Source organism: Streptomyces sp. NPDC056738 (assembly GCF_042790435.1).
In the GTDB taxonomy this organism is placed as follows: Bacteria; Actinomycetota; Actinomycetes; order Streptomycetales; family Streptomycetaceae; genus Streptomyces.
On the sequence record NZ_JBHTZF010000021.1, the window covers coordinates 29,451 to 55,339 of the forward strand.

The 25,889-nt window shown below is 70.7% G+C and carries 26 protein-coding genes; 14 read left to right on the plus strand and 12 right to left on the minus strand.

The features are described 5' to 3' along the window. Positions 1-27 precede the first annotated feature (27 nt). From ACFRIC_RS37335 to ACFRIC_RS37345, 3 genes are read left to right on the plus strand one after another with little or no spacing between them, the layout of a single operon-like run. A complete protein-coding gene (locus tag ACFRIC_RS37335) occupies positions 28-888 on the plus strand; it encodes a helix-turn-helix transcriptional regulator (protein ID WP_382795784.1) in 861 nt (286 codons plus the stop codon). Then, on the plus strand, positions 889-1,167 hold the full coding sequence (locus ACFRIC_RS37340) for a DUF397 domain-containing protein (RefSeq protein WP_355765303.1): 279 nt from the start codon (positions 889-891) through the stop codon (positions 1,165-1,167). Positions 1,168-1,214: 47 nt separating this feature from the next. Continuing rightward, the gene (locus ACFRIC_RS37345) at positions 1,215-1,316 is read left to right on the plus strand and encodes a pentapeptide repeat-containing protein (RefSeq protein ID WP_382795990.1); all 102 of its coding nucleotides are present in this window, start codon (positions 1,215-1,217) and stop codon (positions 1,314-1,316) included. Between the two features lie 18 nt (positions 1,317-1,334). On the opposite strand, the gene ACFRIC_RS37350 is transcribed toward ACFRIC_RS37345, so the two are convergent. The 3 genes from ACFRIC_RS37350 to ACFRIC_RS37360 all read right to left on the minus strand — a co-directional run bounded on the left by ACFRIC_RS37350 (position 1,335) and on the right by ACFRIC_RS37360 (position 4,536). Beyond that, the gene (locus ACFRIC_RS37350) at positions 1,335-2,828 is read right to left on the minus strand and encodes a glutamate synthase subunit beta (protein WP_382795787.1); all 1,494 of its coding nucleotides are present in this window, start codon (positions 2,826-2,828) and stop codon (positions 1,335-1,337) included. 190 nt (positions 2,829-3,018) lie between these two features. Beyond that, on the minus strand, positions 3,019-3,498 hold the full coding sequence (locus ACFRIC_RS37355) for a DUF1772 domain-containing protein (protein WP_382795992.1): 480 nt from the start codon (positions 3,496-3,498) through the stop codon (positions 3,019-3,021). A 342-nt stretch (positions 3,499-3,840) separates the two neighbouring features. Then, positions 3,841-4,536 (minus strand): DUF2293 domain-containing protein, encoded by a 696-nt coding sequence (locus ACFRIC_RS37360; protein ID WP_382795789.1) that lies wholly within the window; start codon positions 4,534-4,536, stop codon positions 3,841-3,843. A gap of 141 nt (positions 4,537-4,677) precedes the next feature. Here ACFRIC_RS37360 and ACFRIC_RS37365 point away from each other — a divergent pair, with 141 nt between their 5' ends. Further along, positions 4,678-5,319 carry a uridine kinase gene (locus tag ACFRIC_RS37365; RefSeq protein WP_382795995.1) on the plus strand — a complete coding sequence of 214 codons (642 nt, stop codon included), beginning with the start codon at positions 4,678-4,680 and terminating at the stop codon, positions 5,317-5,319. 123 nt (positions 5,320-5,442) lie between these two features. Further along, on the plus strand, positions 5,443-5,883 hold the full coding sequence (locus tag ACFRIC_RS37370) for a CBS domain-containing protein (protein ID WP_382795791.1): 441 nt from the start codon (positions 5,443-5,445) through the stop codon (positions 5,881-5,883). Positions 5,884-5,912: 29 nt separating this feature from the next. Here ACFRIC_RS37370 and ACFRIC_RS37375 read toward each other — a convergent pair whose 3' ends face one another. Beyond that, the gene (locus ACFRIC_RS37375) at positions 5,913-7,040 is read right to left on the minus strand and encodes a magnesium and cobalt transport protein CorA (protein ID WP_382795794.1); all 1,128 of its coding nucleotides are present in this window, start codon (positions 7,038-7,040) and stop codon (positions 5,913-5,915) included. A 224-nt stretch (positions 7,041-7,264) separates the two neighbouring features. On the opposite strand from ACFRIC_RS37375, the gene ACFRIC_RS37380 reads away from it, so the two are divergent. Then, complete coding sequence (locus ACFRIC_RS37380; RefSeq protein WP_382795797.1) at positions 7,265-8,059, plus strand: methyltransferase domain-containing protein; 795 nt, start codon at positions 7,265-7,267, stop codon at positions 8,057-8,059. Between the two features lie 117 nt (positions 8,060-8,176). On the opposite strand, the gene ACFRIC_RS37385 is transcribed toward ACFRIC_RS37380, so the two are convergent. Beyond that, on the minus strand, positions 8,177-9,076 hold the full coding sequence (locus ACFRIC_RS37385; RefSeq protein ID WP_382795998.1) for a carbohydrate kinase family protein: 900 nt from the start codon (positions 9,074-9,076) through the stop codon (positions 8,177-8,179). A gap of 86 nt (positions 9,077-9,162) precedes the next feature. Then, positions 9,163-10,068, minus strand: coding sequence for a pseudouridine-5'-phosphate glycosidase (locus ACFRIC_RS37390; protein ID WP_382795800.1), 906 nt, complete (start codon positions 10,066-10,068; stop codon positions 9,163-9,165). A 151-nt stretch (positions 10,069-10,219) separates the two neighbouring features. Here ACFRIC_RS37390 and ACFRIC_RS37395 point away from each other — a divergent pair, with 151 nt between their 5' ends. Continuing rightward, positions 10,220-10,582 carry a cupin domain-containing protein gene (locus ACFRIC_RS37395; RefSeq protein WP_382795802.1) on the plus strand — a complete coding sequence of 121 codons (363 nt, stop codon included), beginning with the start codon at positions 10,220-10,222 and terminating at the stop codon, positions 10,580-10,582. Positions 10,583-10,697: 115 nt separating this feature from the next. Here the strand turns inward: ACFRIC_RS37395 and ACFRIC_RS37400 are convergent, their stop codons facing one another. Continuing rightward, the gene (locus ACFRIC_RS37400) at positions 10,698-11,252 is read right to left on the minus strand and encodes a methylated-DNA--[protein]-cysteine S-methyltransferase (RefSeq protein ID WP_382795805.1); all 555 of its coding nucleotides are present in this window, start codon (positions 11,250-11,252) and stop codon (positions 10,698-10,700) included. A 75-nt stretch (positions 11,253-11,327) separates the two neighbouring features. After that, the gene (locus ACFRIC_RS37405) at positions 11,328-12,194 is read right to left on the minus strand and encodes a glycerophosphodiester phosphodiesterase (protein ID WP_382795807.1); all 867 of its coding nucleotides are present in this window, start codon (positions 12,192-12,194) and stop codon (positions 11,328-11,330) included. Between the two features lie 278 nt (positions 12,195-12,472). Here ACFRIC_RS37405 and ACFRIC_RS37410 point away from each other — a divergent pair, with 278 nt between their 5' ends. The 6 genes from ACFRIC_RS37410 to ACFRIC_RS37435 all read left to right on the plus strand — a co-directional run bounded on the left by ACFRIC_RS37410 (position 12,473) and on the right by ACFRIC_RS37435 (position 21,058). Continuing rightward, positions 12,473-13,345 (plus strand): MHYT domain-containing protein, encoded by an 873-nt coding sequence (locus ACFRIC_RS37410; protein WP_382795810.1) that lies wholly within the window; start codon positions 12,473-12,475, stop codon positions 13,343-13,345. A gap of 39 nt (positions 13,346-13,384) precedes the next feature. Continuing rightward, on the plus strand, positions 13,385-15,517 hold the full coding sequence (gene uvrB, locus ACFRIC_RS37415) for an excinuclease ABC subunit UvrB (RefSeq protein ID WP_382795813.1): 2,133 nt from the start codon (positions 13,385-13,387) through the stop codon (positions 15,515-15,517). A 161-nt stretch (positions 15,518-15,678) separates the two neighbouring features. After that, on the plus strand, positions 15,679-16,257 hold the full coding sequence (locus tag ACFRIC_RS37420) for a TerD family protein (RefSeq protein ID WP_328453674.1): 579 nt from the start codon (positions 15,679-15,681) through the stop codon (positions 16,255-16,257). A gap of 44 nt (positions 16,258-16,301) precedes the next feature. Continuing rightward, a complete protein-coding gene (locus ACFRIC_RS37425) occupies positions 16,302-18,326 on the plus strand; it encodes a TerD family protein (RefSeq protein WP_382795817.1) in 2,025 nt (674 codons plus the stop codon). 329 nt (positions 18,327-18,655) lie between these two features. Next, complete coding sequence (locus tag ACFRIC_RS37430) at positions 18,656-19,645, plus strand: TerC/Alx family metal homeostasis membrane protein (RefSeq protein WP_382795820.1); 990 nt, start codon at positions 18,656-18,658, stop codon at positions 19,643-19,645. A gap of 312 nt (positions 19,646-19,957) precedes the next feature. After that, positions 19,958-21,058, plus strand: coding sequence for a calcium:proton antiporter (locus ACFRIC_RS37435; RefSeq protein ID WP_382795823.1), 1,101 nt, complete (start codon positions 19,958-19,960; stop codon positions 21,056-21,058). 6 nt (positions 21,059-21,064) lie between these two features. Here the strand turns inward: ACFRIC_RS37435 and ACFRIC_RS37440 are convergent, their stop codons facing one another. Both ACFRIC_RS37440 and ACFRIC_RS37445 read right to left on the minus strand, forming a co-directional pair. Continuing rightward, the gene (locus ACFRIC_RS37440) at positions 21,065-22,366 is read right to left on the minus strand and encodes an MFS transporter (RefSeq protein ID WP_382795825.1); all 1,302 of its coding nucleotides are present in this window, start codon (positions 22,364-22,366) and stop codon (positions 21,065-21,067) included. A gap of 60 nt (positions 22,367-22,426) precedes the next feature. Next, on the minus strand, positions 22,427-23,473 hold the full coding sequence (locus ACFRIC_RS37445) for a S66 peptidase family protein (protein WP_382795828.1): 1,047 nt from the start codon (positions 23,471-23,473) through the stop codon (positions 22,427-22,429). Between the two features lie 101 nt (positions 23,474-23,574). Here ACFRIC_RS37445 and aroQ point away from each other — a divergent pair, with 101 nt between their 5' ends. After that, the gene (gene aroQ / locus ACFRIC_RS37450) at positions 23,575-24,048 is read left to right on the plus strand and encodes a type II 3-dehydroquinate dehydratase (protein WP_382795831.1); all 474 of its coding nucleotides are present in this window, start codon (positions 23,575-23,577) and stop codon (positions 24,046-24,048) included. A 79-nt stretch (positions 24,049-24,127) separates the two neighbouring features. Here aroQ and ACFRIC_RS37455 read toward each other — a convergent pair whose 3' ends face one another. Both ACFRIC_RS37455 and ACFRIC_RS37460 read right to left on the minus strand, forming a co-directional pair. Then, positions 24,128-24,895, minus strand: a complete 768-nt coding sequence (locus tag ACFRIC_RS37455) for an amino acid ABC transporter ATP-binding protein (protein ID WP_382795834.1) — start codon at positions 24,893-24,895, stop codon at positions 24,128-24,130. Next, a complete protein-coding gene (locus ACFRIC_RS37460) occupies positions 24,892-25,770 on the minus strand; it encodes an amino acid ABC transporter permease (RefSeq protein ID WP_382795837.1) in 879 nt (292 codons plus the stop codon). Before ACFRIC_RS37460 ends, ACFRIC_RS37455 begins: the two co-directional genes overlap by 4 nt. Between the last annotated feature and the right edge of the window lie 119 nt (positions 25,771-25,889).

The following is a 25,889-nucleotide window of genomic DNA, read 5'->3' on the forward strand; positions in this document are numbered from 1 at the left end:
GCTGCCCGGACTCAGGGGAGGTGGGACGTGAGCGAACCGCGGTCCGCGCCGACGGTCGGCCAGGTCGTTCTCGGACGGCGCCTGCTGGACCTGCGGGAACGCGCGGGTCTCAAGCGTGAGGAGGCCGCGCGGATCCTGCGTGTCGCCCCCGCGACGGTCCGCCGGATGGAGATGGCGGAGGTCTCCCTCAAAATCCCGTACCTCCAGCTCCTGTTGAAGTCGTACGGCGTCGGCGACCAGGAGGCCGAAGCCTTCGTCCAGCTCGCGGAGGACGCCAACAAGCCGGGCTGGTGGCAGCGGTTCCACGACATCCTGCCCGACTGGTTCTCCATGCACGTCAGCCTGGAAGGCGCCGCCTCCCTGCTGCGTTCCTACGAACCGCACTTCATCCCCGGCCTGTTGCAGACCGAGGACTACGCTCGCGGCGTCCTGAAGGCGGGCGCCATCGGCCAGACCAGGCCCGAGGACATCGAGCGCCATGTGGCCCTGCGCATGCAGCGCCAGGCTCTGCTCACGCGCGAGGACGCGCCCCGGATCTGGGTGGTGATGGACGAGACGGTGCTGCGCCGCACCATCGGCGGCCCCGAGGTGATGCGCGCGCAGATCGACAAGTTGCTTCAGGCCACGAAGCTGCCCCATGTGACGTTGCAGGTGATCCCGTTCTCCTCGGGCCCGCACCCCGGCACGTACGGGCCCTTCGTGCTGTTCCGATTTGCCATGCCGGAACTCCCGGACATGGTCTACAGCGAGTACCTGACCGGCGCCGTCTACCTGGACGCGCGTTCCGAGGTGGCGACCCACCTGGAGGTCATGGACCGCATGGCGGCCCAAGCCGCCACGGCACATCGCACGAAGGAGATCCTCCGGGATCTCCGCAAGGAGCTGTGAATGGAACGCATCACGCCGGAACGCATCAACCCGCGAATAGGCGACGTGCGCATCTACAACGGAATGCCCGCCCGTGAACTGGGCAGCGAGGGCTGGCACAAGCCGTGGAGCGGCGGCAACGGCGGCAACTGCCTGGAGGCGATGAAACTCGCCGACGGCCGCATCGCCGTACGTCAGTCCGCGGACCCGGACGGTCCCGCCCTCATCTACACGCCCGGCGAGATGACCGCCTTCATCGAAGGCGCGAAAGCGGGAGAGGCGGACTTCCTTCTCTCCTGAACGATTTGTTTGCTCTTTTCCACGACTTTCCTGAATTTGGTTCCGAGTTGATCACTTACCACGGCGCTGACTTACACGGCGCTCACTTACACGGCGCGGACCTTGACGGCGCTGACTCACACGGCACGGACTCGCGGAGAACGGCGTGACAGGGCAGGGCCCGACCGCTAGGCGGTCATCGGGCGGTCGTACGGCCCGATCGGTGCCGGCAGAGGGGAGCGGGCCGCCCCGCTGAGCGCCCGGTCCACCGCGGCGGCGACCGACCGGCCCTCGGCGATCGCCCACACGACCAGCGACTGCCCGCGCGCCGCGTCCCCGGCGGCGTACACCCCGGGAACGTTCGTGCCGAAGTCGGCGCCACGGGCGAGCGTGCCGCGCGGCTCGACCTCCAGTCCCAGTTGGTCCACCAGTCCGTCGTGCAGGTCCGGGCCGGAGAAGCCGAGCGCGAGCAGGACGAGGTCGGCGGGCAGGGTCCGTCCGGAGCCGGGGACCGGGCGGCGCCGCTCGTCGACCTTCACGAGATGCAGTGAGCGCACCCGGCCCTCGGCGTCCCCCTCGAACCGGAGCGTGGACGCGGCGAACAGCCGGGCGTCCGCGTCCGCCGCGGGCGCCGTGCCCAGCGCGCCGGCCTCCTCGTGCGCGGCGGAGAGCCGGTAGATCTTCGGATACGTCGGCCACGGCTCGGCGTCCTCGTCGCGCTCGTCCTCCGGCTGCCCGTAGATGTCGAGCTGCGTCACGGACGCGGCCCCCTCGCGCACGGCCGTCCCCAGACAGTCGGCACCGGTGTCACCACCCCCGACGATCACCACATGCCTGCCCGCCGCCGACAACGGCGAGACCTCCAGATCCCCCTCGCACACCCGGTCGGCCAGCGGAAGGTACTCCATCGCCTGATGGATGCCGGACAACCCCCGTCCCGGGACGTCCAGTTCACGCCACGAGGTGGCGCCGAGCGCCAGGATCACCGCGTCGTAGCGGGCCTTGAGCTCGGCCGCCCCGATGTCGCTGCCGATCGCCGTCGACGTACGGAACTTGGTCCCCTCCGCCCGCATCTGGGCCAGCCGGCGGTCGAGCTGCCGCTTCTCCATCTTGAACGCGGGGATTCCGTACCGCAGCAGACCGCCGATCCGGTCCGCCCGTTCGAACACGGCCACCGTGTGACCGGCCCGGGTCAACTGCTGGGCCGCGGCGAGCCCGGTGGGCCCCGACCCGACGATCGCGACCGTCCGGCCCGAAAGACGGTCCGGGGGACGCGGCGGTGTGAGCCCGTCCTCCCAGGCCCTGTCGGCGATGGCGACCTCGACGTTCTTGATGGTCACCGCCGGCTGGTTGATCGCCAGTACACAGCCCGCCTCGCACGGGGCGGGGCACAACCGCCCCGTGAACTCGGGGAAGTTGTTCGTGGCGTGCAGCCGGTCGCTCGCCGCCCGCCAGTCGTCCCGCGAGACGAGGTCGTTCCACTCGGGGATCAGATTGCCGAGGGGACACGCGTCGTGGCAGAAGGGGATGCCGCAGTCCATGCAGCGGTCGGCCTGTTTCTCGATGATCGGCAACAGGCCCCCGGGAACGTACACCTCGTCCCAGTCCCGCACCCGCTCCCGGATCGGCCGGCGCGGATACTCCTGGCGGGGTGTGTTCATGAAACCCTTGGGATCGGCCATGGCCGTCTCCCTCGTGTACGCGTACGAGAGGGCGCGACCACGCGGACATCGACCCTGGTCGGCCACGGAATCCGGGCAACACCCCTTTCCCGCCACGATACGTCTCCCGCGCACCCGTCGCCGCTCCGGACGACCACGACCCGAGAACCCGGGCCGGGCGGCCACGTGCAGGGCGAAGGCGCGTACCGGCTCAGGTGAGGGCGAGCGCGTACGACACCGCCGCCGCGGACGCCGCAGCGGTGCGGACGTGATTCCACGTCGTCCACTGGCGCACGAATATGGGCCAGTAGGCGGCCGCCTCCGGGGTTCCGGGATCCAGCTTCAGCAGCGCGTCGTTGCGCGGCACGTTCGCCGCGATGGTCACCCCGAACGCACCGAACAGATACAGCGCGCTGCCGAGCAGCAGCTCCACCGTCCCCTCGTCCGGCAGCAGCACGAACGTCACCACCGCCAGCACCGAGCACAGCACCGCCGACCCGACGAACGCGAGCATGAACGGGGGCCGGACCGCGGCGACGTTGATCGCGTTCATCGCGGCGACGCCCTGCGCCGGCGGCAACGTTGCGAGGGCTCTCATCACGAAGGTCGAGAAGCCGAGGAACACACCGGCCACCAGCCCGCAGCCGAGCACCCCCAGCAGGGTCAGCACGAAATACGGTCCATCGATCATGTCCACTCCCGTGTCGATCAGGCCGGACCCAAGATCCTGCACAGCGCCGGCCGTCATCTCAAGCCAAATCCCCCACGGCGCCGGCGGCCATGGCCGAGCGGCGCGCCCTCATGCGTGACCGTCTTCGCCCGCCCCGCCGTCCACCCTCACGCCCCTGACAGCATCAGCCGCCACCCTCCCCACACCCCTGACACCATCCGCCGTCCGACCCTCACACCCCTGGCGTCACATCCCGGCGTCGACCCTTCACGCTCGCGCCGTCCGCCCCGCGTATCCCTTGCGCCCGCTCTCACGCGCCCCGTGCGACCGCCGCCCCGGCAGCCTTCTCCGGCCCCCCTTCGCTCAGGCCTGCGCGGTGATGTCCTCGCGCCATTCCCGGAGCCTCGCGTCCACCGTGGCCGCGATCCGGCGGCGTGCCTCGTACCGCGAGACGCCGTTCATCAGCAGTTGGTCGTACGGAGTCTCGGTGTGCCGTACCGACGCGCGGACCGCCGCGGTCACCGCCGCCTCGGAGAGCGCGCGGCCCGCCGAGCTCCGCCCGACCCGTCCGCTGCCACGCACCGAGGCGTGTGCGGCGATCGCCCGTGCCCGGTCGGCCGGACAGGCCGGGTACAGCCGGGATATCTCCCGCGCGAACGCCTCCGTGAAGCGGACGTCCTCCGCCTCCCGGCGCCGCGCGTCCCGTGCCCGGCGGCGGCGCCGCGACTCCGCGTCCGCCAGGCACCGCTCCTCGGCCAGGGCGAGCGCCGCTTCCTCGACCAGAACGCCCTGCCGCTCGTAACGCCCCTGGCGCCGGTTGAACCGCACCACCACGGCCGACAGCGAGCTGCCCTCCCGCGATCTGCGCGTCAGCGCGGTGTCTCCGCGTGGCAGGAACACCAGGTGTCCGAGATCCACGCAGTCCAGGCACCGAGGCGCCCCCTCCTCCAGCATCACCAGGGGGAGCGGCCCGCTCCGGCACTCGACGCAGTGCCGCTTCCTGAGCGGCTGGACGACGAGAAGTCCGTTCCGGTGCGGGGGATCAGCGATCGGTGCCATACGCGGTTCATTCCCCGGACCGGAGCCACATCTACGTCGCCGGCCGACGCCCCCACGCGAACTCCGGGCCGGCCGCCCGACGCCCTCGGCGCCGGCCCGCGGCCCGAGGCACCGGCCGGGTCCCCTCACGCGCGCGGCATGATGGGACCTGTGCGACTCGAAGCGATCACCTGGGAACGGCTCGGCGACCGGCTCGCGGATCGGCTGCTCGACCTGAAGCCGCAGGACGGCGGCTCCTGGCCCCGCGTCGCCTTCGACGGAGCACCGGCCGCCCGCCCCGGCGAACTCGCGCAGCGCGTCTTCGAGGCACTGCGGGTACGCGGCCGTCCCGCGCTGGTCGTGGGCACGCAGGGCTTCCTGCGCCCCGCCTCCCTCCGGCTCGAATACGGCCACCAGGACGTCGACGCCTATTACGACGGCTGGTTCGACACGGGCGCCCTCTGGCGCGAGGTCTTCGGCCCGCTCGAACCCGGCGGCGACGGCAGAGTCCTGCCCGACCTCCTGGATCCCGTCACCGACCGGGCCACCCGAAGTCCCTACGTCCAACTCCCGCCCGGCGGAATCCTGTTGCTCCACGGCCCCCTCCTCCTGCGGCACTGGTTCCCGTTCGACCTCAGCGTTCACGTCCTCCTGTCTCCCGGCGCCCTCCGTCGCCGTACTCCCGAGGCGGAGCACTGGACCCTCCCCGCCTTCTCCCGGTACGAGAGCGAGGTGGGTCCCGACACCGCCGCCGACCTCCTCGTACGGGCGGACGACCCCCGCCACCCGGCCTGGAACGGCTGACCGGGGGCGCCTGATCCACGGATCTCCGGGTGCGTGGCTCAGGGGGCGCGGCAAGAATGAAGGGCGCCGGGACTAGCGGTGTGTTCCGCGCCGCGCCGGCCGTCCGGCATCAGGAGGTACTTCATGACCACCGCCGGAGACATCATGCACCGGGGTGCCCAGTGGATCCCCGCCCACGAGACCCTGGACCGCGCCGCCCAGCTCATGCGCGAGCTCAACGTGGGTGCACTGCCCATCAGCGATCAGGACGAACGCCTCTGCGGCATTCTCACGGACCGCGACATCGTCGTCGGCTGCGTGGCCATGGGCCATGACCCCGCACACATCACCGCGGGCGAGATGGCCCAGGGCACACCGCGCTGGATCGACGCCGACGCCGATGTCGGCGAAGTGCTCCAGGAGATGAAGGGGCACCAGATCCGCCGGCTTCCGGTGATCGAGGACAAACGGCTGGTCGGCATGATCAGCGAGGCCGACCTCGCCCAGCACCTCAGCGACGAACAACTCGCCGGCTGGGTCGAGAGCGTCTACGCGAGGGGCGGCGCGGGCGGCATGACGGCCTGACCCGCCGGACGCGCCCGGCGAGGGTCGTGTCAGAGCCAGCCGTTGCGCCGGAACCCGCGGTACAGGACGAGACAGCCGATGGATATGGCGCCGATGACGATGGGGTAGCCGAACCTCCAGTGCAGTTCGGGCATGTTGTCGAAGTTCATCCCGTAGACGCCGCAGACCATGGTGGGGACGGCGATGACCGCCGCCCACGCCGTGATCTTCCGCATGTCCTCGTTCTGCGCCACCGTCACCTGCGCGAGATGCGCCTGCAGGATCGAGTTGAGCAGTTCGTCGAAGGCGGCTATCTGCTCGGTGACCCGTAGGAGATGGTCGGAGACGTCACGGAAGTACGCCTGTATCTCCGGTGCGAGCACCCGCGTCGGCCGGGTCGCCAGCTCCTGGACGGGCCGGGCGAGCGGGATCACCGCCCGCTTCAGTTCGAGGAGTTCCCGCTTGAGCTGGTAGATGCGGCCGGCGTCGGTGCGTGCGCCGTTCTCGGCGAACACGTCGGCCTCCACCTGGTCGATGTCCGCCTGGACCGAGTCCGCCACGCTCACGAATTCGTCGACCACATGGTCCGCGATCGCGTGCAGGACCGCGGCCGGCCCCTTGGACAACTGCTGCGTGTCGGACTCGAGTTCCTCGCGCAGCGGGCCCAGGGATCCGTGCCGTCCGTGCCGCACGGTGATGACGAAGTCCGGACCGACGAACACCATGATCTCGCCCGTGTTCACCACCTCGCTGGTGGCCGTCAGCTCCTTGTGCTCCACGTAGCAGACCGTTTTGAACACGGCGAACAGTGTGTCGCCGTACCACTCCAGCTTCGGACGCTGATGCGCCTCGACCGCGTCCTCGACGGCCAGCGGATGCAGGTCGAATAGTTCCGCGATGCCCGCGAACTCCACGTCGGTCGGTTCGTGCAGCCCCAGCCAGACGAATCCGTCGTCGCGCTTGCGGATCCGCCGCACGGTTTCGACCAGATCGCTGCTCTCGGGGAGCCGCACGCCGTCCCGGTACGCCACGCAGTTCACCACCGAGGAGCCCAGCGGCGACCGGGCGGGGTGACTCAGGTCGACACGACGGCTCCGCCGTGTCAGCCGCGCCACTCTGCGGAGGCCGTCGACCGCGCCGAGAGCCGTCACCTTCCGCAAATTCCCTGCCATGGACATCTGGATCTCCTCGCGTGGATCTCCTCGGGCCGCACTTTGCGCCTGGCGGGCCAGTCTGCCAGGCCTGGTCGGACACCGGAAAAGGCTGTGGGAACGGAGCATTCCGTTCCGTGGTGTGGGTCACTCGGCCGGGCGGGGCGGGACCGGTCCCTCGCACGACCTCCGTGCCGACGACGGGAGCGTCGACCATCGGCGATGGGCGGGTCAACTGGGATGATCTCCCCATGACGCGAGCCGACGGGTATCTCCTCGACAACCAGCAGACGGAGGCGGGCCGGCGTTTCGAGGCCCTCGCCACTCTCTTCGACCCCACGACGTTCCGGCACATGGAGCGCTTCGGCGTCGGGTCCGGCTGGCGCTGCTGGGAGGTCGGGGCGGGCGGCACGTCCGTCGTGTCCTGGCTCGCCAAGAAGGTGGGTCCGACGGGGAAGGTCGTCGCGACCGACATCGACACCTCGTGGGCGGCGTCCGTGGCCCGCTCGCCCGTCGAGGTCCGCGTCCACGACGTGGGTGCCGAGGAACCGCCGGGGGAGGGCTTCGACCTCGTGCACGCCCGGCTCGTCCTGGTCCACGTGCCGGACCGGGAGCGCGCGTTGCAGTCGATGATCAAGTCGCTGCGGCCGGGCGGCAGACTCCTCGTCGAAGACGCCGATCCCGCCCTCCAGCCGCTGCTCTGCCCCGAGGAGTACGGTCCCGAGCAGCAGCTCGCGAACCGGCTGCGCCAGGGCTTCCGCAAACTGCTCGCCGATCGCGGCGCCGACCTCGCCTACGGACGCAAGCTCCCGCGGCTGCTCAGGGACGCGGGCCTGCGGGGCGTCGAGGCCGACGCGTACTTTCCCGTCACCTCGCCCGCGTGCGCCGAGCTGGAGGCCGCCACGGTCCGGCAGATCCGCGACCAGCTCGTCACCGCCGGCCTGGCCACCCACGAGGAGATCGACCGGCACCTCGCGAACGTCGCCACCGGGTCCATGGACCTGGCGACCGCTCCGATGATCTCGGCCTGGGGGCGCAAGAACTGACCGGGCGTGAGGGGAGGAGAACCTGATCGGCCGTCCCCTGCCTACGTCGTCGCTCCGCCGGGGGGCTCGACGGGCCCGCCGTCCTCCCTCGCCCCGCCGGATGCTCTCCGTGGGAGGTCAGCCGCCGGTACGCTCCGCGGGCGGTCTCCCGCCGATCCGTTCCACGGCCCTGGCCCCGGCCGAGCACCCCGCCCCGGCGGCCTCTTCGGGACCGGCGCCCCTGAGCAGTGCGGCGAGGAACGCGCCGGTGAACGCGTCACCGGCGCCCGTCGTGTCCCGCGGCGCCGCCCGCAGCGCCGGGACCCGGGCCCGGACGGATCCGGAACGGGCGACCAGGGCGCCGTCCCTGCCCAGCTTGGCGACGACCAGGGGGAAGTGGCGGCTCAGTTTGGCGGCCGCGTCGGCCGGATCGGGCAGCCCGGTCAGCAGACACGCCTCGTCACGGCTCGGCAGCAGGATGTCGACGCCCGCGCACAGGCCGAGAAAGCGGTCCACACCCAGCTCGGTGAGAAATCCGGCCGACGCCGGATCGAGGCTCACCGGCACACCGCGCGCGCGTGCCGACTCCAGCACCGTCGACACCAGCGCCCGGCTCGATCCGGAGAAGAGCAGATAGCCCGACAGATGCAGTCGCCCGACCCCGTCGAGCAGCGCCGGTGACCAGTCCTCCGGTGCCAACCGCAGGGACGCGCCGCTGTCCGTGAGGAACGTACGCTCCGCCGACGCGCCACTGTCCACCAGGCAGATCACCGTCCCGGTCGGCGCCTGCGGATCCCGCACCAGCAGGGGCCGTACGCCGCTCGCCGTGAGTTCGCGTTCGTGCCACTCCGCGGCGTCCAGGCCCACCCGGCCGAGCAGCCGTACGTCGGCGCAGCCCGCGTGCACGGCCCAGCAGGCGACATTGGCGCCCGCGCCGCCGGGCACGGTCCGGATGGCGGCGACCGTGTCGGTGCCGGCCGCCAGCGGGCCGCGATGCCGGGCGACGACATCCGTGACCACGTCCCCGACGACGAGCAGGGCGCCTTCGGCCGGACCCCCCGGCCCGGCGGCCTCGGGCCCTCCGGCATCGGCCCCCTCGGCCTCGACACGCCTGCCCGCGTCGCTCACGCCCCCGCCCAGGCCGCCGCGATCTTTCCTGCGAGGCGCACGTTGCCCCGTACCGCCGCCAGATTGGCCGCCAGCGAGGCACCGTCCGTGTGCTGAACCAGATAGGAGAGCAGGAACGGCGTCACCGCCTGTCCGGTCACACCCTCCGCCTCGCACGCCTGCAGTGCCTCGGCGAGCACACGCGCGTGCAGCGCGGGATCGAGCTGTTCCTCCTCGGGGACGGGGTTCGCGACGACGAGCGACGAGTCCGGGGCGCGCAGCGCGTCCTGGGCCCGCATCACCGCCGCGACCTGCTCGGGGGAGTCGAGGGTCCAGTCCACGGGATGCCCCGAGTCGGAGAGGTAGAAGCCGGGGAAACGGTCCGTTCCGTACCCGGCAACGGCCACGCCCAGCGTCTCCAGGCGCTGCAGTGTCGCGGGCACGTCCAGGATCGACTTGACGCCGGCGCACACCACCGTGATCCGGGTGCGGGCCAACAGGCCCAGGTCGGCGGACTCGTCCTGGGTGACGGTCCACTCCCGGTGCACGCCACCGAGGCCACCCGTCGCGAACACCCGTACCCCCGCGCGGGCCGCCAGCAGCGCGGTTGCGGACACCGTCGTCGCCCCGCTGGCTCCCGAGGCCACCGCGAGCGGCAGGTCGCGGTGGCCGAGCTTGCGGATGCCGTCCTCGTTCGCGACCCGTTCGAGCTGCCCCTTGTCCAGGCCGACGTGCGGCCGGCCGTCGAGCACGGCGATCGTCGCGGGGACGGCGCCCTCCGCTCGGACGACCTCCTCCAGTTCGAGGGCGACCTGCAGATTGCGCGGGCGCGGCAGCCCGTGGGCGATGATCGTGGACTCCAGGGCCACCACCGGCCGGTCCGCGTCGAGCGCCTCCCGCACCTCTTCGGACGTCACGATCACGCGCCTGCCTCCTGTCGTCGGTCGACGTTCCCCTCCCTGATCTCTGGCGAGAGGCGCGCCCGGCCAAACCCTTGCGCAGCGGCTTCGGCATCTCCGGGCAGGGGGACCCTCGGTGCCCCGGGTGGAGGACGAGCCCTTAGGGTGTCCGCTCATGACCATGAACTCCCAGGCCACGCCGTCGTTCGCCGTCCACATTCCCGACGCCGAGCTCGATCCCGAGCCGCTGGACCCGGCCCAGATCGTCTCCGGCGACCCCGTCGTGACGGGCAAGGTGCTGTGGGAGTCCGCCGACGGCAAGCAGTTGCGAGGCATCTGGCAGATCACGCCCGGCGTGGTGACCGACACCGAGGCGAACGAACTCTTCGTCGTCGTCAGCGGGCGCGCCACCATCGAGGTGGAGGGCGGCGACGTCATCGAGGTCGGTCCGGGCGACGCGGCGTTCCTGCGCGAGGGCGACCGCACCACGTGGACCGTCCACGAGACGCTGCGCAAGGCGTACCACATCAGCCTTTGAGGATCACCGGACCGGACACCTGGCGGGACACCCGACCGAACCCCGGGCCGGTCTCCGGCCCGGGGTCCGGCCCGGTCACGCCACCGCACGTACGGACGGTGGCCCAGTCACGGCCTCAGAACAGCGGCTCCGGGAGGACGCCTTCGAGGGCCAGCAGTTTGCGCTTGGTCTCCAGGCCGCCCCCGAAACCGCCGATGCCGCCGTCGCTCTCGACCACCCGGTGGCAGGGCACCACGACCGGCAGCGGGTTCGAGCCCATGGCCACCCCCACGGCCTGGGCCGCCCCCGGCGCGCCGACCCGTCCGGCCAGGTCGCCGTAGGCCACGACGGATCCGAACGGGACGCCCGAGTTCAGCTCGCGCAGCACCTGGCGGTTGAACCCCGAGATCAGCGACCAGTCGAGCGGCAGGTCGAAGTCCTGCCGCTCGACCGCGAAGTACGCCTGGACCTGGCGTATCGCCTCGGCCAGCAGCGGGGACCCGGGCGCCTCGACGGGCTCGCCGCCCAGACGGGACGCGAGGCGGTCGAGCGCTTTGTCGCGCACGCTGTCCGAGGCGTGAAAGACGACGTTGACCAGGCCGTGGGGCGTCGCGGCGAGGAGCAGCGGACCGATGTCCGTGCCGACGACGGACCACACGATCTGCTGCTCGTACCGCCCGTGGCTGTTCATGCGATCCACCGTACGGCCCGCCACTGACAATGCCCGGGGCGCGGACCCGGAACCGTCCGCGCCCCGGGGGGCCGGCTAGGGCAGAGCGGCGCGGATCACGTCGGGCGTGTTCGTGATGACGCCGTCCGTGCCGAAGTCCGCCAGGTTCCGCGCGGTCGCCGCGTCGTCCACGGTCCAGGCGAAGACCCTCATCGGGCCGTGCGGACCGTGGAGCGCGTGGACCGCGGCGACGTAGTCGGGCGACAGGGACCGATGATCGGAGTTGATCTGGTCGGCGAACCGCGCGTACCAGGGCAGCCGTGCGACCGGAGGCGTCCCCAGGAAGGCCGTCGTGACGCCGGGCCGCAGCCGGTGCACGGTCCGTACGCTGTTCGCGCTGAAGCTCTGGACGATCAGTCTGTCCCGCAGATGCACCGGATCCAGCCAACCCTGGTTGTTCAGAAGCCGCAGTGTTTGCCGCTCGATGCCCGGATACAGCTCGGGATTCTTGATCTCCAGGACGAGTTTCTGGTGATTGCGCGACACGCGTTCCATGTACTCCCGCAGCGTCGGAACCTTCGCGCCCGCGAACCGCGGGCCGAACCAGCTCCCGGCGTCCAGACGGGCGATCTCCGCCGCGGTGAAATCCTTGACGTCCCAAGGGCCTCGGCCGGGATAGACCGTCTCGGCGTCGGTCGTGCGGGCCAGCGAGGCGTCGTGGAGGACGACCAACTGGCCGTCGCGGGTGCGCTGGACGTCGTTCTCGACCCAGTCGAAGCCCAGCTCGGCCGCCCGGTCGACGGCTGCCAGGGTGTTCTCCGGAGCGTACGTGGAGGCGCCGCGGTGGGCGACGACCAGCGGTGCCGTGATCCGGCCGCCGGCCTTGGCGTGCGGGCTGGGCAGTATCAAAACGGCTCCCCCAAGAAGCGCGGCGGTCGTGGCGGCGGCAACGCGCGCGTGCATGCGTTCTCCTCGCGTCGGACGATCACGGACAGCACAAGACTGACAGCAGAGAGTCGACGGAGGGGGGAAGGGAGATGGCCGTGGATTGAATGGAGTTGTCCAAGTCCGCCTGCCGCCACCGCACAACTGGGGAGAGGTCGTGATTGTTTGCAGGATTATCGTTCGACCATTCCGGTGGGGTCGTACGCTCAGCCTCGACCAGGTCCGCTCCGGCGGTCCGGGCCGCGGGGGTGTTTCGGACAGTTCCAGGCTTAACAGGGCGGGAAAGGCAGCCGCGCATGCGAGGCACGGTCGACGGCTTCACCTACGGACTCGTCACGCCGCTGGTGGCGTATTTCATGGCCTGCCTGGGCGGGGCGCTGGGTCTTCGCTGCACCGCCAGATCCATGCTCGTCGGCGGCTCCTGGCGGGCCGGCTGGCTCGCGCTCGGCTCGGTCGCGATCGCCTCCGGCATCTGGACGATGCACTTCATCGCGATGATGGGCTTCACCGTCGAGGAGAGCCCCGTCCACTACGACCGGCCCACGACCTTCGCGAGCCTGGGCGTCGCCGTCCTGATGGTCGGCGCCGGGATCTTCATCGTCGGCTACCAGGGAGCCACCGGGAGAGCGCTGTTCACCGGCGGGACCGTCACCGGGCTGGGCATCGCCTCGATGCACTACCTGGGCATGGCCGGGATGCGGCTCAACGGCAAGCTCACGTACAACACCCTCACCGTCTCCGCCTCGGTCGTCATCGCCGTCGTGGCCGCCATCGCCGCCCTCTGGGCCGCCGGGCAGGTACGGGGATTCCTCTGGAGCGTCGGCGCGAGCCTCGTCATGGGGCTCGCCGTCAGCGGCATGCACTACACCGGCATGGCGGCGCTCAGCGTCCACCTGCACGGCCCGGCCGACGGCACCCCCGCCGGGGACTCGGCTGCCGCCCTCCTCGCCCCCATGATGATCGGCCCCCTGGCCCTCCTCTGTCTGGCGGGCGTCGTCGTCATGTTCGATCCGCAGATGGTCGTGGGCAAGCCCGACCGGCGCCCCGCGGAGATCAGAAGGCCGGGCGTCCCGGCCCATACCGTCCCCCTGCGCAACGGCCGCCGCCCGGCCGTCCGCCCCGTGCGGGAACGCGCCTACCGCCGCTCCCGCACCCCGCAGAGCAGGTGAACCGGCCCGGTTGTCAGTGCGGGGTCGTACGGTGGATCCATGCGGCCCGTATCCAAGATCGAACGTTCGGTGGCGCCCTTCGAGGTCGTCAGCCACTTCCAGCCGAGCGGTGACCAGCCCACGGCCATCGCCGACCTGGAGAAGCGCATCCGCGCAGGTGAGAAGGACGTCGTCCTGCTGGGCGCGACCGGCACCGGCAAGTCCGCCACCACCGCGTGGATGATCGAGAAGCTCCAGCGCCCCACACTCGTCATGGCGCCGAACAAGACGCTGGCCGCCCAGCTCGCCAACGAGTTCCGCGAGCTGCTGCCGAACAACGCGGTCGAATACTTCGTCTCGTACTACGACTACTACCAGCCCGAGGCCTACGTCCCGCAGTCGGACACCTACATCGAGAAGGACTCCTCGATCAACGAGGAGGTGGAGCGCCTGCGCCACTCCGCGACCAACTCGCTGCTGACCCGCCGGGACGTCGTCGTGGTCGCGTCGGTGTCCTGCATCTACGGCCTCGGTACTCCGCAGGAGTACGTGGACCGCATGGTCAGCCTCAAGGTCGGCGACGAGATCGACCGCGACGACCTGCTGCGCCGCTTCGTCGACATCCAGTACACCCGCAACGACGTCGCCTTCGCCCGCGGCACTTTCCGGGTCCGCGGCGACACCATCGAGATCTTCCCGGTCTACGAGGAGCTCGCGGTCCGCATCGAGATGTTCGGCGACGAGATCGAGGCCCTGTCCACGCTGCACCCGCTCACCGGCGAGGTCATCAGCGACGACAACCAGGTCTACGTCTTCCCCGCCTCCCACTACGTGGCCGGTCCCGAGCGCATGGAACGCGCCGTCAACGACATCGAGAAGGAACTGGGGGAGCGCCTCGCCGAGCTGGAGAAGCAGAGCAAGCTCCTGGAGGCCCAGCGCCTGCGCATGCGGACGACGTACGACATCGAGATGCTCCGCCAGATCGGCTCCTGCTCCGGGGTCGAGAACTACTCGATGCACTTCGACGGCCGTGAACCCGGCTCCGCGCCGAACACGCTGATCGACTACTTCCCGGACGACTTCCTGCTCGTCATCGACGAGTCCCACGTCACCGTTCCGCAGATCGGCGCGATGTACGAGGGCGACGCCTCCCGCAAGCGCACCCTCGTCGACCACGGCTTCCGGCTGCCGTCCGCCCTGGACAACCGCCCCCTGAAGTGGGAGGAGTTCCAGCAGCGCATCGGCCAGACGGTCTACCTCTCCGCGACGCCGGGGAACTACGAGCTCTCCCGCTCGGACGGCTACGTCGAACAGATCATCCGCCCCACCGGCCTGATCGACCCCCAGGTGGTCGTCAAGTCCACCGAAGGCCAGATCGACGACCTGGTCCACGAGATCCGGCAGCGCACCGAGAAGGACGAGCGCGTCCTGGTCACCACGCTCACCAAGAAGATGGCCGAGGACCTCACCGACTACTTCCTGGAACTGGGCATCCAGGTGCGCTATCTGCACAGCGACGTCGACACCCTGCGCCGCGTCGAGCTGCTGCGCGAACTGCGCGCCGGCGAGTTCGACGTCCTGGTCGGCATCAACCTCCTGCGCGAGGGCCTCGACCTTCCCGAGGTCTCCCTCGTGGCGATCCTCGACGCCGACAAGGAGGGCTTCCTGCGCTCGGGCACCTCCCTGATCCAGACCATCGGCCGCGCGGCGCGCAACGTCTCCGGCCAGGTCCACATGTACGCGGACAGGATCACCCCGGCGATGGAGAAGGCCATCGAGGAGACCAACCGCCGCCGGGAGAAGCAGATCGCGTACAACAAGGAGCGCGGCATCGACCCGCAGCCCCTCCGCAAGAAGATCAACGACATCGTCGCCCAGATCGCCCGCGAGGACGTCGACACCGAGGAGCTGCTCGGCTCCGGCTACCGCAAGACCAAGGACGGCAAGGGAGCCAAGGCCCCCGTGCCCGCGCTGGGCGCCAAGGCGACCCGAGCCGCCAAGTCCGGCAAGGCCAAGGACAGCGTGCCGACCGACCGTCCCGCGGCCGAACTCGCGCAGCAGATCGAGGACCTGACGGAACGGATGCGCGCCGCCGCGGCCGACCTCCAGTTCGAGATCGCGGCACGGCTGCGCGACGAGGTGTCCGAGATGAAGAAGGAGCTGCGGCAGATGAAGGAGGCGGGAATCGCCTGACGGTCCCCCTGAGGGCGCCGACCCCCGGCACGCCGGGCGGTGTGTTGCAAGACCGACACAAAGTCCGCCCCAGGGTTCGGCGCTGTCAGTGCCGCTGCGTAGGGTTCTGTTCATCCGCGGACTCCGCGGCAACAGGGGACAGTTCGAGAGGGGAACAGCGCGTGACGGTCAACATGACCAAGGGTCAGGCCATCAGTCTGCAGAAGAACGACGGGGGCACGCTGACCGCGGTCCGTATGGGACTCGGCTGGCAGGCGGCCCCCCGGCGCGGCCTGTTCGGCTCGCGCACCCGGGAGATCGACCTCGACGCGTCCGCCGTGCTCTTCGCGGACAAGCAGCCTGTCGACGTGGTGTTCTTCCGCCACCTCGTCAGCGACGACGGCTCGGTGCGCCACACCGGTGACAACCTCGTCGGCGGCGTGGGCCAGGGCGGCGACGACGAGGCCATCCTCGTCGACCTGCAGCGCGTCCCGGTCCACATCGACCAGATCATCTTCACCGTGAACTCCTTCACGGGCCAGACCTTCCAGGAAGTGCAGAACGCGTTCTGCCGCCTGGTCGACGAGACCAACGGCCAGGAACTGGCCCGCTACACGCTGGCGGGCGGCGGCCAGTACACGGCCCAGATCATGGCGAAGGTGCACCGCTCCGGAACCGGCTGGCAGATGACGGCCCTCGGCACTCCGGCCAACGGCCGCACGTTCCAGGACCTGATGCCCGCCATCCTGCCGCACCTCTGAGCGGCCGGCGCACACTGCACACAGCGACATAGGGGGACAAGACGATGACGGCCGAGCTGGTCAGGGGGCAGAACCACCCGCTCCCTCAGGTCCGTCTCGAGGTCCGTGTCTCGGCCGGGAAGCCGATCGTGGCCGGAGCCACGCTCAGCGACGAACAGGGCAGAGTCCGGGGCGTCGAGTGGGTGGCCCACCCGGGCGCGCCCACGCTTCCCGGACTCGAGGTGTCCAAGCAGGCGGCGGCCGACCACCGGCTGGCCTTCGACCTGGACGCCCTGCCCCAGGCCGTGCACCGGGTCAGCGTGCTGCTCGCGCTGCCCACCGGCGTGGGCGGACCCGTCCGGTTCGGCGCCGTCGCCGCCCCCTTCGTCGCGGTCACCGGCCTCGACGGTCACGAGGTCGCCAGCTACACCGTCACCGGACTGGACACGGAGTCCGCCGTCGTGGCCCTGGAGGTCTACCGCAGGCAGGGCGCCTGGAAGGTGCGCGCTGTCGGCCAGGGCTACGCGGGCGGACTCGCCGAACTCCTCACCGACCAGGGGCTTCCCGAGGCCCGGCAGCTCGCGGGCAGCATCAACGAAGCGGTGGCCCAGGGCCTGGCGCGGTCGGTCGCGGCACCTCCGCCGCGCACCGCCGAGGCGGACCGGTCCCGACAGGCCGCCGCCTCGGCGCCGGGACCGGACCAGCCCTACCCCGGGCCCGGTACCCAGGGCGCCTCGGGAGCGGTGCCGCCGCAGCAGAGCCCGTACACGCCCGGACCGCAGGGAGCCACGAATCCGGGGACCGGTCACCAGGGCCCCGCACCGGCCGACCCCTCCCAGGTCACCCAGTCGCCGTCGCCCGGCGCCGGTGGCCCGGTCGACTACAGCCACCCCCGGCGGCAGACCTCCGCTCCGCCGCCGCCCCCGCCCACTGCTCCACCGGCCCAGCCCGGACAGCCCGCGCAGCCGGTCGCGGGAGACGCGACCGGCTGGTCCATGGAGGAGCGGCTGTACAACCAGGTATGGGGGATGTTCGAGGACCTGGCCAGGACCGTCGCCGCCTACCGCAGCGCCGTCGACTTCGCCGACTCCCGCATGGAGAAGGAGCTCGACCAGGTTCTCTCCGACCCGCGCAGCCGGATCGGGGGCCAGGGCGACGCGGCCCGTGAGACCGCCCGCGCCAAGCACGCGCAGCTCGTCGACCAGGCCAGGGCCGCTCTCGACCGTGACCTCGCCCAGCTCACCGCCGAGGCCGAGGTCGTGGAGCCCGCGTTGCCGATGGCCTACGCGCGCTGGGACAACCCCGTCTGGCACGGCTACCGCGCCCCCATGGAGATACCCATGGCGCTGAGGCTCGGCGACCTCCGTCTGCCCGAGACGGAGAACCTGAGCATTCCCATGCTGGTGCGTCTGCCGCTGGAGCGCGGCCTGTGGATCGACAGTGGGCGCAGCTCCCTGGAGGGCACACTGGCCGACTCCGACCAGGTGCGCCGCCTCGCCATGGACACCGCCGTGGCGCACGCGGCCCGGCTGCTCGCCGTGTACCCCCCGGGCGAGTTCGCCGTGCACGTCATCGACCCGGCCGGCACGGGAGCCTCGTCCCTGGCTCCCCTCACCCAGTCCGGGGTGCTCGCCACCCCTCCGGCCGCCGGTGCCACGGGCGTGGCGGACGTGCTGCAGCGTCTCACCCAGCGCGTCGACCTGGTGCAGATGGCGGTGCGCGGGGGAGCGGCCGACTCGCTGCCGCCCGGTCTCGACACCGCCGAGCAGCTCCTGATCGTCAACGACTTCCCGCACGGCTTCGACGACCGCGCCGTCACCCAGCTCCGCTACCTGGCGGACGAGGGTCCGGCCGTCGGCGTCCATCTGATGATGGTGGCCGACCGGGAGGACGCGGCGGCGTACGGACCACTGCTCGATCCGCTGTGGCGGTCGTTGCTGAGGATCACGCCGGTGCCCGACGACCATCTCGCCGATCCGTGGGTCGGGCACGCGTGGACGTACGAGCCCTCGCTCGTCCCCGCGAACAGCCAGGTGCTCCATCAGGTCCTCGCGGCGGTCGCGGCAGCCCGCCGGTCGTGGAACCGCTGACCTGATCCGGGCCCTCCCGCCCCTCGCGAGGCGTCGGGCCTGAGGTGTCGAAGGGCTTCCCCAAGCAACAGTAAAGCCTCCTGACCAGGGCACTTGGACCTTCTTTTACTTTCCTCTTTACCTTTCCTTGGTGATTCGGGTACTCTTTTTCCATTCGGAGGGGAGTACTCCCTATCTGCTGCGGCGCACCCGTCAATACGGATCGAGTCAGATCCCGGGGCGTCGGCCCGTGCACCGCGGGGCGTATCCAGCGCCTCTGTGGACCCGGGTGGAAGAGACCTCCGGTGGCGAACGACTGAAATCTGCCGTTACGTACTGCCGGAGGCGCAGTGGATGTTTCCCTGACCCTGTGGGTCCTGACCATCGTGGGGCTGGCCGCACTGATCGCGGTCGACTTCTTCATCGGCCGCAAGCCGCACGACGTATCGATCAAGGAAGCCGGAATCTGGACCGTCGTCTGGATCGCCCTCGCCGGGCTGTTCGGACTCGGACTGCTCCTCTTCGCCGGCGGACAGCCGGCCGGAGAGTTCTTCGCCGGCTTCATCACCGAGAAGTCGCTGAGCGTCGACAACCTCTTCGTCTTCGTCCTCATCATGGCGAAGTTCGCCGTGCCCTCGAAGTACCAGCAGCGCGTGCTCCTCGTGGGCGTGCTGATAGCCCTAGTCCTGCGCGCGGTGTTCATCGCCGCCGGCGCCGCGATCATCGCCAACTTCGCCTGGGTCTTCTACATCTTCGGCGCCTTCCTCATCTACACCGCCTGGAAGCTGATCCAGGAGGCCAGGGCCGACGAGGACGAGGAGGAGTTCGAGGAGAACAGGCTGCTCAAGGCCGCCGAGCGACGGTTCGGCGTCGCCGACCGCTACCACGGCACCAAGCTGTGGATCCGCCGGAACGGCAAGCGCGTCATGACGCCGATGCTGGTCGTGATGCTGGCGATCGGCACCACCGACGTGCTCTTCGCCCTCGACTCGATCCCCGCGATCTTCGGCCTGACCCAGGACCCGTACATCGTCTTCACGGCCAACGCCTTCGCGCTGATGGGTCTGCGACAGCTCTACTTCCTCATCGGCGGCCTGCTCAAGAAGCTGGTCCACCTCAGCTACGGCCTGTCGGTCATCCTCGGATTCATCGGCGTCAAGCTCGTCCTGCACGCGCTGCACGAGTCCGGCGTCCATGTCCCCGAGATATCCATCCCGGTCTCGCTCGGCGTGATCTGCGCGGTCCTCGTGGTCACCACCATCACCAGTCTGTTCGCCACCAGGAAGCAGGCGGCACGTGAGGCGGCCGAGAGCGCTTCGAAGGAGAGCGTTGACGTCTGACCGTGCCGGACGCGGCGACGGCCACCCCCGGCGCGCGGAGCACCGGCCGCCACCGCTCCCGGCGCCCCTTGGGGCCCGACCGCCGCGATCCCGGACCGCGCTCCATGCCGGGACGGCGCCCCACGCCGGGAATGCGCCTCGCGCCGGGACGGCGCCCTGTGCCAGGACAACGCCCCACGCCGGGACCGCGCTCCACGCCGGGACCGCACCCCATCCCGTCACCGTGCCCCGCGCCCGCATCGTGCCCCGCGTCATGAGCGCGGGGCGCGCCGCCGGAGTGCGGGGCGCGCCTTCCACTGCGACGATCGCGGCATGATCGTTCGGCTCAGGTCACTCGTGACGCGGTGGACCGTCGTGGTGCCCGTGATCGCGGTGGTGCTGCTGGCCTTCACCTGGGGACGCGACCTGCCGGGCGCTGTCGTCGGCCTGGTCACCCTGGTCCTCGCGGGTTCCGTGCTCGCCGCGGTCCATCACGCCGAGGTGGTCGCCCACCGGGTGGGGGAACCCTTCGGATCCCTCGTCCTCGCCGTCGCCGTCACGATCATCGAAGTCGCCCTCATCGTCACCCTGATGGCGGACGGCGGTGACAAGAGTTCGACGCTGGCACGCGACACGGTGTTCGCGGCCGTGATGATCACCTGCAACGGGATCGTCGGCGTGTGTCTGCTCGTCGCGTCACTGCGCCACGGGCTGGCCGTGTTCAACGCCGAGGGAACCGGGGCCGCCCTGGCCACCGTCGCGACGCTCGCCACGCTCAGCCTCGTCTTCCCGACCTTCACCACCAGCAAGCCGGGCCCGGAGTTCTCCGGCGCTCAGCTCACCTTCGCCGCGGTCGCCTCGCTGGTGCTGTACGGCCTGTTCGTGGCCACGCAGACCGTCCGGCACCGGGACTACTTCCTGCCGATCACCCAGCAGGGCAAGGTCATCGACGTGGACGAGCACGCCGACGCGCCGTCCGCCCGCGAGGCCGGCGTCAGTCTGGGGCTTCTCGGGCTAGCGCTGGTCGGTGTCGTCGGCCTGGCCAAGGGCGTCTCGCCCACCATCGAGTCCGGGGTCGAGGCGGCCGGCATGCCGCACTCCGTGGTCGGTGTGATCATCGCGCTTCTCGTGCTGCTCCCCGAGACCATCGCCGCGCTGCGTTCCGCCCGCCGGGACCGGGTGCAGACCAGTCTGAACCTCGCTCTCGGCTCCGCGATGGCGAGCATCGGGCTGACCATCCCCGCCGTCGCCCTGGCCTCGATCTGGCTCTCCGGGCCACTCGTCCTCGGCCTGGGCCCCACCGAGATGGTGCTGCTCGCGCTGACCGTGGTCGTCAGCTCCCTGACGGTCGTACCCGGGCGGGCCACTCCGCTTCAGGGAGGCGTTCACCTGGTCGTGTTCGCCGCCTACCTGGAACTGGCCATCAACCCCTGACCGGCATCAGTCCGTGACGGGGACGACGGTCAGCCTCGGCACCGGCCGGGTCTCCGGCAGCAGCGCGAAGCATCCGAGGCTCAGCACCGCGATCCCCGTCAGATAGGCGGCCACACCCCACGGCACGCGTTCCCCGCTCGCCACCGCCGTCGCCACGAGCGGAGTGAGCGCGCCGCCGAGGACGCCGCCCAGGTTGTAGCCGACGGAGGCGCCCGTGCAGCGCACCCGCGGCTCGTACAGCTCCGGCAGATACGCGGCGATCACCGCGAACATGGTGACGAAGGCGATCAGCGCGACCAGGAAGCCGAAGAACATCAGCAGGGGTTCGCCGGTCGACAGCAGCCCGATCATCGGGAACATCCACAGCGCGGCGCCCGCGCAGCCCGCCATGCACAGCGGCCGCCGTCCGTAACGATCCCCCAGCAGGGCCACCAGGGGAGTCAGCGAGCCTTTCACCACGACCGCGGCCATGATGCAGGTCAGCATGACCGTGCGGCTCACGCCGAGCCGGTCGACACCGTAGGCGAGCGCCCACGTCGTCACCGTGTAGAAGACGGCGTAGCCGACGGAGAGCCCGCCGGCCGTCAGCAGGACGAGCCGCCAGTGGTCGCGCACCACCTCGGCGAGCGGCACGCGCGCGCGGTCGTCCAGGGCGAGGAATCCCGGGGTCTCCTCGACGCAGCGGCGGAGCCACAGCCCCGCCACCGCGAGCACTCCCGCCGCCCAGAACGGCACCCGCCAGCCCCACTGCGCGAACTGCGTGTCGGACAGCGTCGACGACAGCACCAGGATCACGCCGTTGGCCAGCACGAATCCCAGGGACGGACCGATCTGAGGGAAGCTCGACCACAGCCCGCGCCGCCCGGCGGGCGCGTGCTCGGCGGTCAGCAGCACCGCCCCGCCCCACTCGCCGCCGAGTCCGAGTCCCTGAAGGAAGCGCAGCACCAGCAGCAGTACGGGAGCCGCGGCGCCGATGCGGTCGTACGTCGGGACACAGCCGACGGCGACGGTCGCCGCGCCCGTCAGCAGCAGCGAGCCCAGCAGCACCGGCCGTCGCCCGTGCCGGTCCCCGATGTGCCCGAACAGCATCGAGCCGAGCGGTCGGGCCACGAATCCGACGCCGAACGTCCCGAAGGCCGCCAGCGTCCCGGCCAGCGGGGAGAACGTCGGGAAGAACAGCGGTCCGAGAACCAGCGCCGCCGCGGTGCCGTAGACGAAGAAGTCGTAGAACTCGATGGCCGTCCCGGTGAGGGAGGCGGCGGCGAGCCGCAGCATGGAGGGCGCCCTTACGGTGCGTACGTCGTGCATGCCGGATCAACTACCCACAGTGATCGCCGGTTACGGGGGCGTGCGGGAGCGCGGTATGTGTCAGTAGGTGACAGTGATGCGCCGGGCCGGGCCGTCGACGCGGACCGTCCCTCCGTAGGGGATGACGATCTGCGGATCGGTATGACCGAGATCCACATCGAAGACGACCATCATGTCCGGGGCGTATGTGCCGACGGCACGGAGAACCGCTTCGCGCTGCTCCTGGGCGTAGCGGACCCTGTCCTCCGGTTCGAGGGGTCGTCGGAACGACCACGCCTTGGGGCGGCCCATGAGGAGCGCCGGGAACTGCCGCAGCAGTCCGCGCTCGCCCATGGAGCGCAGGATCCAGAAGACGTCGTCGGCCCCGGGCATGTCCTCCGAGGTCTCCAGGAACAGCACGTGACCCTCGTACACGGAAGGATCACGGGCGATCTCGCGGTCGGCCATCAGCAGCCACGACAGGATCTCGATGTTGCCGCCCCAGGAACGGCCCTCGACGACCCGGTCCGGGCGGATCCACGTCCAGCCCGTGCCCGGCTCGGTCCTCGGCTCGGTGAGGAAGCTCTCCGGCAGTTCCCAGGGCGCGTCGACCTGGCGGAAGCGGTCGGCGGGACGCAGCTCGTAGGGCCCGGACGTGAACAGGGCGGCCCGCAGGGACTCCGCGGTCAGCGGGTCCATGGCGCCCGGCCGGCCGAGCTCGCACATCACCGTGGCGCCGTGGTAGCCGACGATTCCGGTGTTCCACAGGTGGACCAGGAGGTTCGTGTTGTCGCTGTATCCGAAGAACGGCTTCGGATGCGCGCGGATCAACTCACGGTCCAGCAGCGGCAGTACGGTGATCTGGTCGTCGCCGCCGATGGAGGCGAGGATCGCCTTGATCGTGGGGTCGGCGAACGCCGCGTGGATGTCGTCGGCCCGTTCCCGCGGAGTCGACCCCATCCTCCGGGTCGCCGGGTACTCGACCGGTTCCAGGCCGAACTCCTTGCGCAGCCGCTCCAGACCCAGTTCGTACGGGAGGGGCAGGAGGCCGGGCAGTCCGCTGGACGGCGAGATCACGGCTATCCGGTCACCGGGTACGGGCTTGGGCGGGTACGCGGGTGTCGTCATGGCGAGAGCGTACGAGCGCTCCCGCTCTCGGCGCACCGTGATAAACCGGTTCCGAGCAGCGGTCCTTGACGGACCGGCAGACCCGATGGACCGGAGGAAACGTGCCCCGCACCCTCGACGACGCCCCGATCATGGTTCTCAACGGCCCCAACCTGAATCTTCTCGGGCAGAGGCAGCCGGAGATCTACGGTTCCGACACGCTGGCGGACGTCGAGGCGCTGTGCGTCAAGGCGGCGGCCGCGCACGGCGGAACGGTGGACTTCCGACAGTCCAACCACGAGGGCGAGCTGGTGGACTGGATCCACGAGGCCCGGCTGAACCACGCGGGGATCGTCATCAATCCGGCCGCGTACTCGCACACTTCTGTGGCCATCCTGGATGCGCTCAACACCTGTGACGGACTTCCGGTGGTGGAGGTCCACATCTCCAACATCCACCAGCGCGAGGAGTTCCGGCACCACTCGTATGTCTCGCTGCGGGCCGACGGGGTCATCGCGGGCTGCGGCGTACAGGGGTACGCGTTCGCGGTGGAGCGGGTGGCGGCGCTCGCGGGAACGGGGCGGGCGGACACCTGAGCGGGGGGATCCGGTCGGAGACCCGGCCGTTTCCACCACCGCGGAGGCGGCACCGCTCTGATGCGCCGACGCCCCGGGATCACCCGCGTCCCGCGTCCACGATCCGCTTGAGGAAGTGCCGCGTGCGCTCCTGCCGCGGGTCGCCGAAGACCTGTTCGGGTGTGCCGCGCTCCAGGATCACGCCGTCCTCCAGGAAACAGACCTGGTCCGAGACCTCGCGTGCGAAGCCCATCTCGTGGGTGGCCAGGACCATGGTCATGCCGTCCTCCTTCACATCGCGGACGACGTCCAGGACCTCACCCACGAGTTCGGGGTCGAGTGCGGCGGTGATCTCGTCGAGGAGCAGCAGCCTGGGACGTACGGCCAAGGCGCGGACGATCGCGGTCCGTTGCTGCTGGCCACCGCTCAACCGGTCCGGGTACTCGGCCGCCTTGGCACCGAGCCCGAGCCGTTCGAGCAGCTCACGCGCGTGCGCCTCGGCGTCCGCACGGCTCACCCCGTGGACGCGGCGCGGGGCGAGGGTGATGTTCTCCAGCACGGTCATGTGCGGGAACAGGTTGTAGGCCTGGAAGACGGCGCCGATCCGCCGGCGCACCCGGTCCTGGTCGGTCCGCGGGTCGGTGATCTCCTCGCCGTCCAGCCAGATCGCTCCGTCGTCCACCTCCTCCAGGAGGTTCACGCAGCGCAGCAGCGTGGACTTCCCCGAGCCCGAGGCGCCGATCAGCGTGGTGACCGTGTGCGGGGCGACCTCCAGATCGACGTCCCGCAGGACGACCGAGTCGCCGAAGGTCTTGCGGACGGACTCCATCCGCAACAGCGGACCGCCGGGTGCCGGTGCCGTGCTCATACGATGCCTCCCTGGCCGCGGCGCCGGTCCATGCGGGCGGTGACCCAGTCGGTGAAACGCGTCATGGGAATGGTCAGGGCCACGAAGAGCAGCGCCGCCACGATGTAGGCCGTGTAGTTGAGGCTGCGGCCGACGATGATGTCCGAGGAACGCATCGCCTCCACCGCGCCGCCGATCGAGACGAGGCTGGTGTCCTTCTGGAGGGACACCAGGTCGTTCAGGAGCGGCGGGACCTGACGGCGGACGGCCTGGGGCAGCACCACATGGCGAAGGGTCTGCCGTGCGGTGAGGCCCAGCGAGCGGGCCGCGGCCCGTTGCGAGGGATGCACGGACTCGATGCCGGCGCGGACGACCTCCGCGACGTACGCCCCGTACGTCAGCACCAGGCCCGCGCCACCGAGGAGGACGGGGTCCGTGGTGACGCCCTGCAACTGGAGCGCGGGTACGCCGAATACGACGATCGACAGACAGATGATCAGCGGCAGGCCGCGGAAGAAGTCGGTGTACGCCGTGGCGAGGGCGCGCACCGGCCAGTACACCGGCCCGCGCAGCGTGCGCGCCACGGCCGTCAGGGTGCCCAGCAGGAGCACCAGGACGCCGCACACCGCGAACAGCCGGAGGTTGAGCCAGAGTCCGTCGAGGACCTTGGGCAGGGCCTCACGCGCCAGCGACGCGTCGAAGAACGTCTCCTTCGTGCGCGGCCAGCCCGGGGCGTTGACCACGACGAGGTACAGCACGACGGCCGTGACGAGGGTGGAGAACGCGGCCACGGCCGCCGACCGGCGGGCCCGGCCGCGCTTGTGGCGCTCGCGTTCGATCCGCCGCCGCGACGGGACGTACACCTCGCTCCGCCCGGGCACCGTTCCCCCGGGCATTTCCCGTTCGGGCGGGCTCCCTTGGGGTATCCCGGCTCCGAGCACGCCAACGTCGCGCGCGCCTTGGGACGACGCCTCGTCTTCGGAAGCGTCCTCTCCCGGCTGCTCCGTCCTCGCCG